Consider the following 15,217-nt stretch of genomic DNA (forward strand, 5'->3'; position numbering starts at 1 on the left):
AAACATTCCCACAAAAAACCCATCGACCGCACTATAGTCGTTTTTCTATATGGTTTACATAATATACATTATAGGCATAAACATAAAAATAAAATAAGAAACTTCTCTTGATTAAATGATATCACGAATAGAACTTTTATATTGTTTAATGAGGCAATTAAACCTATTGAAAATGATTTAATTATACTCACTAATCGATTATTATATAATTAATATAGTGCGAGAGAGGTGTTTTTAACAAATGACATCTTGTATTGTTAACATTTGCCCATCTAGGGTCATTTTCGACCTTTTTAGGTGTTTTTTGGGGGATTTGTTTAGACCATCTTTTACTGCTAATACTTCTTCTTTTTCTCATGGGTATAGGTGTCATTTTTCATTATAACGAAAAGGAGGTATGATTACAGTTATAGACTATTTTTCTTCCATCGTGTTTGTGTCACTATTTTTGGAATCAGGTATCTAATCATCTTTTAATATAATATGAATAAATATTCGTATTATTACCTATGGTTATGTATTGATGTTTAAATGGAATACGTATAAAATAAAAGTATAAAAGAAACGAGGTAAAAAGATGTCTCTAGGTTTTAATCGTGTCACTTTACCCCATACACATTTAGTTCAAGTCATGGGGAAATCACCTGAGGAGGTTCAATCCGAACTTCATAAATACTTAGATCAAAATGCTGTTAGCGATTTTGAAGTTTATACGTTTGACATGGTCATTAAGCAAGGCGGTGTACGCAATGTCCTTTATGTTGGTTACGCATCCATCCCTGCAGGGCTTAAATCGGTTGGACAATCCAAGGTCATTTCATTGAGCAATAATAAATTCATTGAATGTGAAATCCCTATCTCGAATTATGAAGATTTCTTAGATGGCAAATTCAATGATGAAATGACTGAATACAAGAAAGTCAATCAATTGAAAGATGATATGTCTAGTGTATTCGCTTTGTTTCAAAAGAATGACAATGTCGTTCGTGTTTTAATCCCATATAAATAGAGATCAAAAAAACGCATATCGGCCGATATGCGTTTTGTTTTACTCTGCGTGGTTGAATAGATCCAACTGTTGGGGATTGAACTTTTCTAATTTGTCAGTGACCCTTAACCATTGTGCTGTACGACCACTGCCAAGAGGTCGAATGAGACCGCGTTCTTTCAAACTCATCAATGTTCGATTGATGGTAGCGTCTGAAGCATACGGATGTTTGGCACGGATGTCTTTTTTACTAAAGGTTGCTGGCCCGCTTAAAACAGTGCCTTCAATACTGTTGGTTTTATTCATTTTGCGTTCGAACTCATATTCATGTGCTTTAATTTCTACATTCTTGTGTAAGGTTTCTAATACATTGACAAGAATGCGTTGAATGGGTTCGGTTTGTGAGAAACCTTCACTCCAGTTATAAGATGCTTGAATGAATCCACTATCAAACTGTGGTTGTAAAGGTAATAAAGCTTGAAAGAATGAATCGTAGCGGCATACTTTAAAGTATTTCGCTGCGAGCGTATAAATTGTCATTAATCCAATCAAATCGTTTCTATCCGAAAATAGCCCTAATTTAACAAAATCGATATAGAAGTTCGTCATGATTTGAACCATCTCATATTTGTTGTTTCGTCGATGTTGATGAAACAACTCAATGATCTTTTTGAGTTTGTCTTCTGGTGTCAATTCTTCAAAAGATTTCGCTAAACGTTCCGCTTTCGCTTTGGGGTCTCGAATGAGTCTGATATCATCATACCCTCTAAACATCGTTAGGGTGAGGTCTTTGATCTCATTGGTGGTCAAATCGAAGGTGTCTGCCAATTGTTGTACACGAGATAAGATTTCTTTTAAGTTTTTTAATAGGATCTCATCTTTGTTTTTCGCAACAAAATCTTTTTTCGGATCGCTCAATAATTTGATTCTAGCCGGTGTTAAATTCAGCTTTAAATAATAAGCCAATGCTTGCGTATCGAGTTCGAGTGTGGTTCTTGCCATCACTTCATCATCACGGCTAAACAACGCTTTATAATAATAGGATTGACCCTTTTGTTCATACAGTCTAAACAACTGCATGACCAAGTCATTGGGCAAATGCAATCGTTCCATGTTGCTCAAGCATTTCAAAATAACACCTCCTTAGATTGTTTTTTTATACGTGGAATACAGACCCACCAATGAATTCTCTCAAGAGTGAGTTGTTTGGTACTAAATCATCTTCAATGTCTTTAAAGTATTTCAAGAACTTAATGAGGCGGTTGGCGGTGATGAAGTGTTCAGAATCCCTTGGAATCGCATTGAGCGTTCTAAAGGCATGTTTCTTCATGACGGCTAACTCATAAGTGAGTTCTGAATTAAAGACATAATTGGCGGTTTCTTGGTATGGATAAATCCATTTGAATTCACCACGACGAACACTCGCCCACATCGCGATGGTTTCTTCCGCTGGTGAGTTTCTAAATTTTTGGTCACGTACAATACGTCTTAATAAACGTAAGTCCGTAAAACTAATTGGATTGTGATTGTCGATGTGTAATTGGGTTTGAGGGGCGATGAACACCTTGAATTTTTGATGGTGTGGAATCGACTCAGTCAAACGGTCATTCAAGGCGTGGATGCCTTCAATGATGATTGGGGTGGTTTCGCTGATGCGTACCTTACGACCATCTTCACGCTTGCCTAATTTGAAGTTGAAATGTGGTAAGGTAACCTCTTCACCTTGAATCAAAGCCAACATTTGTTCGTCAAATAGTTGAATATCTAGCGCTTCAATGTGTTCTAAGTCCGGGTTTCCAAACTCATCTTTAGGCGCTTGAGATTTCGGCTTATAGTAGTCATCAATCGAAATCATCAACGGTTTAATCCCTCTGGATAAGAGTTCAATTCTCAAACGCGTTGAGAATGTCGTTTTACCGGATGAGGATGGTCCCGCAATCGCGATCAAACGAATCGAATCGATGTCGGATGCAATTTTATCACCCAATTCCGCCATTTGACGGTTGTGTTTGGTTTCACACATATTGATGAGTTCTACCTCTAAACCCTTTTCAACATATTGGTTGAGTTTTGAAATATAATCGCCACCAATGAGTTTACCCCATTTGGTTGCTTCTTTAATGGTTCTTGAGAAAATCGGTGCGTCATCAAATGCTGGGATGATGCCACCAAGTTCACTACGTGGGTATTGGATAATGAACCCAGGATGGTAAAGGCTTAGCACATATTGTTTTAAGTAACCTGTGCTAGGCAACATGTAACCAAACATATAGTTGAAGTATTGGTCACAGGTGTACATATTAACTTTGTCTTCATCGCGATATTTTAAAATACCGACTTTATCCATACTGCCACTGGATTTGTATAGTTCAATTGCTTCTTCTAAATCCATGTTTTTACGGACAATGGGTAAATCAAGTTCAACCAATCGTTTGATTTCGGAATCAATCGATTTGATGATGGTACGATCAATCTTTTGATCTAAGTTTTCTAGCACCCCTAAAATGGCTCTAGATACGCTATAGTTGAATTTAACATTGACGTTTGGATACAGATTTTTTACGGCCATCGCAATCACATATCTCAAAGTCGCTTCATAAATTCTGACAGCGTCTCGGTCTTTTAAGTCCAGGAAGACCACTTCTGAATTTTTAGTCAACGGGAATGTTAACTCTCTAATTCGGTTGTTGACGGTTGCAGCGTAAGCTTCAATCCCCAATTGATTCTTGAGTGCTTCAAGCGTCATGCCTGGATCAAGTTCTAAGACTTGATTTTTTACGGTAATTCTAATCATGTTACTCCTTCCAATCATCTTCTTCATCGAAGATTGATAATTTTTTAATTTGGATTTTCTTAGACTTTGTTTCCTTCTCTACCGGTTTTTGCTCCGATTCTTTAACAACTTCAACCGGTTCATTTTTTACAGGGTTTTCTGTCTTTTTTAGTTCTGGTTGTATTTTTGGTTCTTCTTTAATGATGGTTTGAGCAATCGGTTTTGGCTCGGCTTTTGGTTTAGGTACCTTCACAGGTTTTTCCTTCTGAACGGCTTCACCTTTTTCAATGATGTCTTCATCAATAGACTCACTCGAGGCAGTTTCAATGGTGATGAATAAGGATTTGCCAAAGGTGTTGAAATCGACAAATGGTTTACCATATTCTGCGCTCGACTTGATATCCTCAACCTTGAGTTGAACTGAACCCAACTTCGCAGTGATGAGGACAGAAACATTTTCTTTGATTTGTTCATTTGAAAGTCTTGAAACGTCACGAATGAAATGCGGATTACGTTTCTTCATCGCGAACAATTGGATTGGATTCTTCAATCGTTTAGACAATGGAATGTTAGCAACCTTTTCTCGTTTCAAATTACCAAGGGAGGTTAAAATAACCAAATCATCGGATGATTTCGCATAAATGGCTTTGACAACTTTATCATCACCCACCAGTGGTAATGACTTAATTCCACTAGCTTGTGTACCATAGATTGGGACATCGGTCGAATTGAATCTAAGCGCATTCGCTTGTTTGGTAAACACAATGATATTATGTTTTGGTCCGAGTTCAACAGAGGTTAATTCATCGTTTTCATCGACCTTCATCGCACGGATTGGTTTGGTGTAACGAGAAACATTGAAATCACTCAACTTGGTTTGTTTGATTTGACCGGATTCCGTAATGAGCAACAAGGTTTGATCTTCAACGAACTCACTGATACATAAAATCTTAATGATGAATTCATTTTTCTCGATTGGGATGATGTTGTTGATGAAAGAACCCAAATCTTTCCACTTGGTTTCTTCAATCTCAAACACAGGCATATACAAATAATTACCTAGGGTAGTAAACATCAACAGTGTATCTTTGGTCGATACTTCTTGATCGAATAACATACCATCTTGTTCTTTTAGACCTGGTTGTTTAGATGCGACATAACTACGAAGATTCGAACGTTTGATGTAACCATCTTTAGTCACACCTACACGAACACGTTCTTCGCTGATAAGGTCAGATTTTTCAATCTTGATGGCTGAAATTTCGTCTTCAATTTGTGTTTTTCTTTCTGTCCCAACTTTAGAAGAGACTTCTTTGAGTTCCTTCTTAATGACAGACAATAAAACCTGTTCATCGGAAAGTACTTTGGTAAGCCATTCGATTTTTTCAGTCAGTTCATTGGATTCTTTGATGAGTGCGTCAATATCTGTTGAGCTCAAACGATATAATTGTAATGTGACGATGGCTTCCGCTTGTAATTCTGTAAAGCCAAAGGCATTCATGATGTTTTCTTTAGAGTTTTGTTTATTTTTAGATTGACGAATGATGTGGACAACTTCATCGACGACATCCACCATTTTGATCAAACCATTGACGATGTGCAAACGTTTCTCTGCACGATCGAGTTCAAAGTTTGAACGGTTGGTGATGACTTCCTTTTGATGGTTGATATACGCATCTAAGATGTCTAAAATACCCATTTGAACGGGTCTTTGGTGGTGTATCGCAACCATATTATAGTTGTATGTGATTTGTAAATCGGTATTTTTTAACAAGTAAGCTAGGCAAATATCTGGATTAGAGTCTTTTTTAAGTTCAATCGAGATTCTTAACCCTTCACGGTCAGATTCGTCTCTAACTTCTTGTAAATCTTCCAGTTTTTTATCAATTCGAAGCATATCGATCGATTTAACCAATTCTGCTTTGTTGACTTCGAATGGAATTTCAGTCACGACGATGCGTGTTTGGTCTTTATTGAATGTTTCAAAAAATGTTTTTGAACGGATAATGACTTTCCCAGACCCTGTTTCGAAGGCTTGACGGATGCCATCACGGCCTTGAACAATCGCACCGGTCGGAAAATCCGGTCCTTGAACGATTTTTAAAATGCGTTCCACATTTAAATCGGGTTTGTCGATTTTTTCGATGGTCGCTTTAATGATTTCTTTTAGGTTGTGTGGTGGAATCTTGGTGGCGTAACCGGATGAAATCCCGTTCGCACCATTGACAAGTAGGTTTGGAAACTTCGCAGGTAAAACGGTTGGTTCCAATTCTTCATCATCGAAGTTTGGGATGAAAGGCACCGTACGTTTATCGATATCTGCAATCAAAAATTCAGCTTCTTTAGACAATCTCGCTTCGGTATAACGCATCGCCGCAGCCGAGTCACCATCAATCGAACCGTTGTTCCCGTGCATGTCGATCAAGCAAACGCCCATTTTGAAGTTTTGGCTCATACGAACCATGGCTTCATAAATAGATGAGTCACCATGTGGGTGGTATTTACCCATGACTTCCCCAGCAATACGAGCCGACTTTTTATATGGTTTGTCGTTAAACATACCCATTTTGTACATGGCAAAAAGAATGCGTCTTTGAACGGGTTTGAGGCCGTCACGCGCATCCGGTAATGCTCTATCTTGGATGATGTATTTGGAATAACGTCCAAAACGTTCCCCAACGATGTCTTCTAAACGTTCGCTGGTGATTTTCTCTTCGATAAAGGTATCAATGGCTTGGGAGACTGGTTTCTTACTCATAATCTGCCTCCTTGATTTGATAATCATCATCATCAATAAACTCAACGTTGTGTTCAATCCATTCACGACGTGGACCTACTTGGTCACCCATCAAGACGGAAACGCGTTTTTCAGCTTCGCCTTCATCTTCTAGACGGACTTGAATCAATGTGCGTGTCTTAGGATCCATGGTGGTTTCCCATAGTTGGTCAAAGTTCATTTCCCCTAACCCTTTGTAACGTTGAATGGTGGTGTTGCCACTTTGAGTCAGACGTTTCAACTCAACATCATTCCAAGCATAGTTGGAAAGGAGTTTGCCACCCTTCTTTTGGGTAACTTTATATAATGGTGGTAAAGCGATGTATAATTTACCCGCTTCAACCAATGGTTTCATATATCTAAAGAAGAATGTGATCAACAAGACTTGAATATGGGCACCATCGGTATCAGCATCGGTCATGATGATGACTTTGTTATAATTACATTTATTAACATCGAAATCGGCACCAAATTCCGCACCAATGGTGTGGATAATGGTATTGATTTCTTCATTTTTCAAAATCGCATCAACGGTTGCTTTTTCAGTGTTGATGACCTTACCACGCAGTGGCAAAATCGCTTGGAAACGACGATCACGGCCTTGTTTAGCCGATCCACCCGCAGAGTCACCTTCGACTAAGAACAATTCATTCTTGGTTTTATCTTTGCCTTGAGCTGGCGTCAATTTACCTGATAAGGAAACTTCTTTTTTATTTTTCTTCTTATCGCTTCTGGCTTCATCTCTCGCTTTGCGTGCAGCTTCTCTGGCCTTAAAAGCATCAAATGCACGTTTGATTAAACCTGAAGAGAATTCCATATTTTCTTCGAGGTAATAGGTTAATTTATCGTAGATGATCGATTCCATCGCGTTTCTCGCTTCAGGTGAGCCTAACTTGGATTTGGTTTGTCCTTCAAATTCAAGAAATGCTTCAGGGATACGAACAGAAATGACTGCAGTCATGCCTTCCCGGATATCAACACCATCGAGATTTTGATCTTTTTCTTTTAAAATGCCGTATTTTCTTGCATAATCATTGATGGCTCTGGTGGAAGCACTCTTGAAACCTGTTTCGTGAGTCCCACCATCTCTCGTACGGACATTATTAACAAACGAAATGATGGTTTCGCTGTATTGATTGGTAAATTGGAATGCGGTTTCGACTTCAATCGCATTGTTTTTATTGACAGTATACACACCCATTAAATCTTTTACTGGGTGATACTCTTGTTTGCCTTTGTTTAAGAATTCGACGTATTCAGAGATACCGCGTTCGTATTGAAATACGTCACTTTGATTGGTACGTTCATCGTTCAAGGTAATCTTGAGATTGCGGATCAAAAAAGCACTCTCACGGAGTCGGTCTTTAATGGTGTCATAGCTGTAAAGTGTGGTGGAGAATACCTTTGGGTCCGGTTTAAACCAAACCGTTGTGCCTGTTCTTTTCGTTTTACCGAGCTCAACCAATGGGGAAATCACTTTCCCACCTTCAGTGAATCGTTGTTGCATGATGAGACCATCACGATAAATGGTGACTTCTAGGAATGTTGACAAGGCGTTAACAACGGATGCACCAACACCATGCAAGCCCCCAGATACTTTATATCCACCCTCAGAACCAAACTTCCCACCAGCGTGTAAAACAGTAAAAATGATTTCCGTCGTTGGTCTGCCAGATTTATGCAACTTATATGGCAAGCCGCGACCAAAATCATTGATCACTATGCTATTATCATTTTTTATGGTGACGTTAATCTCTGACCCATAACCAGATAGGGCTTCATCGATCGCATTATCGACAATTTCCCAAACCAAATGGTGTAAACCCCTGGTATCGGTTGACCCGATATACATCCCAGGACGTTTTCTTACCGCTTCGAGTCCTTCCAATATCTGGATCGAATCCTCAGAATAAGTCTTCTTCAATTCTTCCATTAAATCAGTCCTTGCTTTAGTGATATTATACCAAATTTTAAACCGTTTTCACAATAAAAAATATAGTCATTTTCGATATTTGCAGTATTTTAATTGGAATTTCAAATTATATGATATAATATTGACGTTACGAGGTGAAAAGATGGGGTTTATCGCTATACAAATCGGTTTAATTTTATTCGCTTATTTGGTTGGTTCTATACCGAATGGACTATGGATAGGCAAAGTTTTCTTAAAGATTGATTTAAGAGAACATGGTTCAAAAAATATTGGGGCTTCGAATGCCTTAAGAGTGATGGGTTTAAAGCTAGGTATACTAACATTCGCACTCGATGCACTGAAAGGTGCATTGCCAATCATCATTGTTAGAATCTTAAAAGCAACCATTGAGCTAACGACCAATGTGGTCATTCTCGATCAAGCTTACGATTATGAAATCATCTTTGGTGTGGTTGCAGTACTCGGTCATACATTCCCATTATTCAATCACTTTAAAGGTGGAAAAGCTGTCGCATCTTCTGCAGGTATCGTGTTAACCTTAACACCGATTGCAGGGATCTTATGCATCATCACATACATCGTCACTGTCATCCTAACAAAATATGCTTCACTAGGTTCAACGTTTGCAGCACTAACGGTATTCGCTGCAGCATTCATTGAGTTTTGGATTAGAGGTTTATTGTTAGAACAACTATTTGTGTTGATTGTATACACAATGATGATTTTGTTTATCTTCTATCGCCATCGAGAAAACTACAAACGTTTGCTCAAAGGCACAGAAAATAAGATGTCATTTACAAAGAAAAAAGCATAATACCTGAACCCTTCATTTTTTGAAGGGTTTTTATATGTTATAATGCATATATGTTAGGATGTGAAATCATGTTGATTAAATCCATCGAATTCCCGACCGTTTCGGATCAAAACTACCCCTATTATTTGCCATTTTATGGAAAAACCATTTTAATCACTGCACCAATTACCATTTTGGTTGGTGAAAATGGTACCGGTAAATCGACTTTGTTGAAGCTTATAAACGATGTGATTCAACTGTATCGAATTGATGCAAGTGATGCTTCAAAACGTAAAAGTCCATTAAAATGGTTGAATTTACCCAAAGTCACCTTCTCTAGAACCAAACCCAAAGGATTTTTCTTCAGTGCTGAGGATTTTACCACTTACATACGCGGTTTGGAACAACACCGTCAGGAAGCTTATGACGCTTTGAATGAAGTGGATCGTGAATATGCCAATAAATCTGATTATGCAAAATCAATGGCCCGGATGCCACATATGAGAACCATAAACGACATTGACCAAATGTACCAAAAAGACTTGTTGAGTTCATCCCATGGAGAAGCTTATCTGGATTTTTTCATTTCCAGATTGCGTAGCAACGAACTGTATTTATTGGATGAACCTGAAACACCCTTATCGATTCAAAATCAAATTACCTTATTGAGTGTGATTGATGAGGCCGTCAGTCGCGGTAATCAATTCATCATCGCAACCCACTCACCCATTCTCATGTCTATACCAGGTGCAACCATTCTAAGGATTCAACCTGAAGGTATGGATGAAATTCGTTATGATGATATTGAATCGGTTCAGCTATTAAAACAATTTTTGAACCACAAAGAACAGTTTTTTAGGCACTTATATCAAAAAAAGTCCGAGTAGGACTTTTTATTTTATTCTTGGTCTTGATTCAATAAGACTTTGGTTTCATCCATCCATAATTTTGCGAAATGATTGTTTGAAATGACGATTGGCATCGCAAACACATACAGTAAAGGCAAAATCAAGTAATAATCGAGTGACAAATCAAATACATCGATGATAGCAACCAATACACCAATCGACAAACTCAATAGCCCTAAAGACACAAAATTCCATATGAATCGTTTTTTTGGAATATGAGACTTGATTTTGTGGTGCAAGTTAAACACATGTCTAAATGTAAATGCAGAAATCAGGAGGGCGGCAATAGCTGATAACCCTAACAATATTCCTGCCACCAAATGGTGATATTTCAAAATGGCTAAAACAGAAATGATCCCAAACAATTGAAATGTGGTCGCAATGATGATTTGTACCAATGTTCTAGAATAGTGGATTGCCTTTAAATACTTTTCTTGGATGATCGCACTCTTCTCAGGGTGCTTTTGGGTTTCTTCAATCAAATCAATGTAGGATGCATCTGGTTCCTTGGTTAATTCTAACAATTTTTCATAGTCTTTATACATAAACCATTCAACCAATATGTCGGCGACGAATAGTGGGATGGTAATCAAGTTAAATAAAATATAGCCTTGGGCGTCGAGTGCACTGGCCCGCAATACCACAAATAGGATGGAAATCTTTAGTAGGAAATCAATCAGTGTGTATCGCTTTAAATCCCGAAAGGACTCTGAAAACCCGAATAGGGTTAAGATGACAGGTACAATCATCGTAAAAATCCAAAACGGGTGGATGGTATCTAAACCATCGGTGTGGATTTGGTAATTTAAGAACAATACGTTCAAATATGAAAGGATTGACAATCCAATTAATAATTTTAAAAATGTTTTCATAGCATTACCTCTCAGTCTATTTTACCATATAAAATAAAAAGGTGTTTACACACCCATTATTTTACTTGATTCATTGAGTTTAATACTTGTCGAACTTGCTTTTCAGAAGGGGTTCTGCCCATTTGACGCATCATTTCACGAATCATACGTTCATTGACAGGTGGGTTTTTCTTAAGATAGTTTTTAAACCACGCTCTTGCGATAAAGAAACCTGCGATGCCACCCGCTAAGATGCCGCCTAATCCAGTCAATAAATACCAAAGCCATTCTAATCCCATTAAAAATCACTCCTTCAATAACAATAATATCATACTAAATCATAGCCTTAAAAGCAAGTCAAAACCAACATTCTACACGATTCAGTGTTTACATTTTGCTTGACATATAATAAAATAAAGTATAAGGAGTGATGATTATGCCAAGATGGATAGATGACAGCTGTATCGCTTGCGGTAGCTGCCAAGCTGTATGCCCAGTAGACTGTATTTCAGAAGGCGACATTTACGTGATTGATGAATCCGTATGTATCGACTGTGGGGCTTGCCAAGAAGTTTGCCCAGTAGGAGCTATTTCAGAACGCTAAAAAAGAAAACGCACTCAGTTGAGTGCATTTTTTTTTACATTAAACCATCCAAAATGGATGGTTATTTTTGATAGATTCCGATGCGTTTAATGCCATGAACACGATCTTTGATCAAGTGGATGCCATCAACAGTCGGGCATGCATGACTTTTTTCAATTTCGATGATGATTTTACCCGTTGGTTTAATCAGATCGACCACAGCTTCTAAAATCGGTTGGATATCATAAGCATATGGTGGATCTAAGAAAATATAGTCCATATAAATTTGATTATTTTTATAATAACCAATGGCTTTTGGATAATCCCAAGATGTGATTAATGCCCCTGTTTTAAGCGATTCTTCATTGATTTTCAATGACTTGATGGCCAATGGATGTAAATCATTCAAATAGAGCTTTTCAGCCCCTCTAGAATAGGCTTCGAATCCATATGCGCCAGACCCTGCAAATAAATCCAGTACAGACCCAGATACTTCAAACAACATATTGAATACAGATCCTCTAACGATAGAGGCAGTTTCTTTGGTATCATCGCTTAAACTGATTAAGGTTTTCCCTTTCAGTCTGCCAGCAATGATTTTTAATTTGACCTGTTTCATTCGAACAACTTTAAGATGGCTTTATTGTAATAGAGGTTGTTAAAATACGTGGTTTTTTTTGAGATTAGGTCTAAATCCATCAAATCGCGATAACGTTTAATGATGGTCTTAGATAATACACCAAAATGAGCTTGCAACGGTTCATTTTCAAGGTAAATGACTTTATGACTCACATGAATCATTTCAAGCAAGCGACGTTTTTGATAAATCGTATGGTCGCTTTCTTCAATCTTCTCTTCTTGTTTAAGCTTGATACGGTTGTATCCATTGATCATCTTATTCGCATCTTTGATAGCGGCTTTCAACCCCGTTAAGTAATAAACGATGAACCCATTGATGTCGTTTTCAACCAATGCCTTTTTGCGGACATCTTCTATGTTCTTTAAATGACGGGATAACGGGATAAAGTGTTTGATTCCATCAAATTCGATTAAATACAACTGGGACGCCATTCTCGCAAGTTCAACGTTGCCAATCAGAAATGGTAACGATGTGGCAATTTGATAATACATCAGTGCCGCTCTCACATAAACCGGAATATCGTCACGATACATGAAGAGTTCCATTTCTTCCATAATAGTAATCATGGATTCAGGGTCTGGTGGGATATATGTAGCTTGTTCGATTGAACTACCTACAAAGGATTGAGTTCTTCTAAACTCACCTGGGTATTGGTTTTGATGTTTCGAAAACAATGCATAATGCAAATCTTTTAAAAAGCGGTTGGCATAGCCAATTTTTTTCATATGGGCTGGTGCTTCATCGTACGTTTCTTGAAAGTGAATCAAATCGTTATAAAACAAATTAAATCCAGATGGTGCGTATAAATCACTAAAACTATAATCCCCAATCGAAGTGCGCATCCAATCCAACATTTCAGCATCTTGAATCAATCTGAAAAAGGCTTTATTGAGTGGCGACTCGAGTGGCAACAATTGATTGATTTCATCTACCAATTTGTCAATGCGTTCATCTTTTTTAGAGGTTATATAAAGACCATTCAATGTATAAGGTACGAAGACATTGATTTTCTTTAACCCGTAAGGCTTTTGTTCGTATGTACCTAGCATATTATCACCTATAGAAATTATACCAAAAAACCGCATGATTAAGCAATAAAAATGACAAAAAAAGGCATTTTGGATGCCTTTTAAAGTTTCTTCAATTTGATGGTCTTGTTCTTGAATTTTTTACCATTCAAGCCCATGACACGGTTTACCGATTGCTTGTTCAATTGGAAAACGGTTTTGGATTCACCAATCGTGATGTCACCAACATTACCTGTGTAGAGGTCCGCTTCTTTCTTGAATAAGTCGAGTAACGATACGGCACGAATTTGGTCTGCTTTACCAAAGTTGATTTCAAATTCAACGAATTGTTTTTGATTATCACGGAAAGGTTTATCGCCTTCGGCTCTTGGACGTCTAGCATCTGAACCCGCTTCACGAGGACGACGATCATTACGATCGAACGTTTTCTTTTCACGTGGTTTATCGATTGGAATCTCACGGTATTCTTTTTCTTGATCATCGATGGACATGGTCATCAACGCGTTGATGATGTCAATCCCATCATAACCATCCGCTAGTAACTTTTGAATCACAATTTCATACTTGTGTTCTTTCTTTTGACTGATCATGTCAGCGATTTGGTTATAGATACCTTTAATCGTAACGGCATGAATGTCTTCAACGGTTGGGATTTCTTTGAGTTCTAGTGGAGACTTGGTGAAATTTTCCAACTCTTTGATGCGTCTTCTGTTCCATGCATTCGATAACGTAATGGCATAACCACTCTTACCAGCACGACCTGTTCTACCAATACGGTGAACATAGACTTCCAATTCTTGTGGGATATCGTAGTTGATGATGGCTTCAACATCATTGATGTCTAGGCCTCTCGCTGCCACGTCTGTAGCCACCAAAATTTTGACATTCTTTTGACGGAATGCGTTCATTACTCGGTCTCTTTGGAGTTGTTTTAAATCCCCATGTAAGGCATCTGCACTATACCCCAAGTTTTGGAGGTAAGCGACCAAATCATCGACACCAGCTTTGGTGTTGGCGAAAATGATGATGGATTTGAAATGATAGAAATCCAAAAGTCTGACCAATAAGTCATCTTTGTATTCCTTTTTGACTTCGTAGTAAACTTGTTTGATTTTTTCTACGGTCAATGTCTTCGCTTCAATCTTAATGTGGACAGGGTCCTTTTGATAAGTGGAAGCGACGGTCTTAATGAAAGGTGGGATGGTCGCGGAGAATAAGACAGTTTGTCTTTCTTTCGGCGTATCTTTCAAAATGATCTCTAAATCTTCTTGGAAACCCATTTTCAACATTTCATCCGCTTCGTCCATGACGAGCATACGTAAATTATTGAAATCGAGTGTCTTTCGGGTCATGTGGTCGATGATACGACCTGGGGTCCCGATGATGATTTGTGGTTTTTCTTTCAAGCTCTTGATTTGTCTTTCAATCGATTGGCCACCGTACACGACGGTTGCTCTAATTTGTCTTGAGAAGCGAATTAGTTTTAAGAATTCAGCGTAGACTTGGAGTGATAACTCTCTCGTTGGCAATAAAATAAGCGCTTGTACATTTGGGTTATTCATATCGATCGCTTCAACGATGGGTATTGCGAAAGAGAATGTTTTCCCTGTACCTGTTTGGGCCTGCCCAATCATGTCTTTACCGTCACGAACCACTGGGATCGATGCGGCCTGGATATCCGTTGGATAAACGAATCCCAATTTGTCTATCGCCTTCTGAATATCTTCTTGTAAGTTTAAATCTTTAAATGTAATCATGCAATTCCTCAATTCTGTATAATACCTTAATACTATATCATATTTAGGCCGTAAAACCTAAAGTTTTATGCAGTAATTTTGTAAAAGTGCTTACAAAGTAAAAGCCCATATTAAATGGGCTTAAAAGTGCTTATTTTACCTAGAAAGGTGTGAGAACTAAAAGTGCTAAAGTGGGTAAAATCGACCT

The 15,217-nt window shown here is 38.0% G+C and carries 13 protein-coding genes; 4 read left to right on the top strand and 9 right to left on the bottom strand.

Annotated features, from left to right (window positions below):
- Positions 1-577: 577 nt before the first annotated feature.
- Positions 578-1,009 (top strand): hypothetical protein, encoded by a 432-nt coding sequence (locus N7548_RS05230; protein WP_263608415.1) that lies wholly within the window; start codon positions 578-580, stop codon positions 1,007-1,009.
- 39 nt (positions 1,010-1,048) lie between these two features.
- Here N7548_RS05230 and N7548_RS05235 read toward each other — a convergent pair whose 3' ends face one another.
- From N7548_RS05235 to parE, 4 genes are read right to left on the bottom strand one after another with little or no spacing between them, the layout of a single operon-like run.
- The gene (locus tag N7548_RS05235; protein WP_263608416.1) at positions 1,049-2,119 is read right to left on the bottom strand and encodes a hypothetical protein; all 1,071 of its coding nucleotides are present in this window, start codon (positions 2,117-2,119) and stop codon (positions 1,049-1,051) included.
- A 25-nt stretch (positions 2,120-2,144) separates the two neighbouring features.
- Positions 2,145-3,782 carry a nucleoside kinase gene (locus N7548_RS05240; RefSeq protein WP_263608417.1) on the bottom strand — a complete coding sequence of 546 codons (1,638 nt, stop codon included), beginning with the start codon at positions 3,780-3,782 and terminating at the stop codon, positions 2,145-2,147.
- Between the two features lies 1 nt (position 3,783).
- Positions 3,784-6,519, bottom strand: coding sequence for a DNA topoisomerase IV subunit A (gene parC / locus N7548_RS05245; protein WP_263608418.1), 2,736 nt, complete (start codon positions 6,517-6,519; stop codon positions 3,784-3,786).
- Complete coding sequence (gene parE, locus N7548_RS05250; protein WP_263608419.1) at positions 6,512-8,470, bottom strand: DNA topoisomerase IV subunit B; 1,959 nt, start codon at positions 8,468-8,470, stop codon at positions 6,512-6,514. The genes parC and parE overlap by 8 nt, the downstream gene beginning before the upstream one ends.
- Positions 8,471-8,612: 142 nt before the next feature.
- Between parE and plsY the strand changes: the two genes are divergently transcribed.
- Positions 8,613-9,284, top strand: a complete 672-nt coding sequence (gene plsY, locus N7548_RS05255) for a glycerol-3-phosphate 1-O-acyltransferase PlsY (RefSeq protein ID WP_263608421.1) — start codon at positions 8,613-8,615, stop codon at positions 9,282-9,284.
- A gap of 68 nt (positions 9,285-9,352) precedes the next feature.
- On the top strand, positions 9,353-10,150 hold the full coding sequence (locus tag N7548_RS05260) for an AAA family ATPase (protein ID WP_263608422.1): 798 nt from the start codon (positions 9,353-9,355) through the stop codon (positions 10,148-10,150).
- A gap of 11 nt (positions 10,151-10,161) precedes the next feature.
- On the opposite strand, the gene N7548_RS05265 is transcribed toward N7548_RS05260, so the two are convergent.
- Positions 10,162-11,043 carry a hypothetical protein gene (locus N7548_RS05265; RefSeq protein ID WP_263608423.1) on the bottom strand — a complete coding sequence of 294 codons (882 nt, stop codon included), beginning with the start codon at positions 11,041-11,043 and terminating at the stop codon, positions 10,162-10,164.
- 56 nt (positions 11,044-11,099) lie between these two features.
- Positions 11,100-11,321, bottom strand: a complete 222-nt coding sequence (locus tag N7548_RS05270; protein ID WP_263608424.1) for a YneF family protein — start codon at positions 11,319-11,321, stop codon at positions 11,100-11,102.
- Between the two features lie 137 nt (positions 11,322-11,458).
- On the opposite strand from N7548_RS05270, the gene fdxA reads away from it, so the two are divergent.
- Entirely contained in the window at positions 11,459-11,626 is a 168-nt protein-coding gene (gene fdxA / locus N7548_RS05275) for a 4Fe-4S ferredoxin (protein WP_263608425.1), read from the top strand.
- Positions 11,627-11,687: 61 nt separating this feature from the next.
- On the opposite strand, the gene N7548_RS05280 is transcribed toward fdxA, so the two are convergent.
- The 3 genes from N7548_RS05280 to N7548_RS05290 form a co-directional block, all read right to left on the bottom strand.
- A complete protein-coding gene (locus tag N7548_RS05280; protein ID WP_263608426.1) occupies positions 11,688-12,224 on the bottom strand; it encodes an RsmD family RNA methyltransferase in 537 nt (178 codons plus the stop codon).
- A complete protein-coding gene (locus N7548_RS05285) occupies positions 12,221-13,294 on the bottom strand; it encodes a Fic family protein (protein WP_263608427.1) in 1,074 nt (357 codons plus the stop codon). The genes N7548_RS05280 and N7548_RS05285 overlap by 4 nt, the downstream gene beginning before the upstream one ends.
- Before the next feature lie 80 nt (positions 13,295-13,374).
- Positions 13,375-15,030 (bottom strand): DEAD/DEAH box helicase, encoded by a 1,656-nt coding sequence (locus N7548_RS05290; RefSeq protein WP_263608428.1) that lies wholly within the window; start codon positions 15,028-15,030, stop codon positions 13,375-13,377.
- Positions 15,031-15,217: the final 187 nt, after the last annotated feature.

This window comes from Paracholeplasma manati, from assembly GCF_025742995.1.
Lineage (GTDB): Bacteria > Bacillota_I > Bacilli_A > Acholeplasmatales > UBA5453 > Paracholeplasma > Paracholeplasma manati.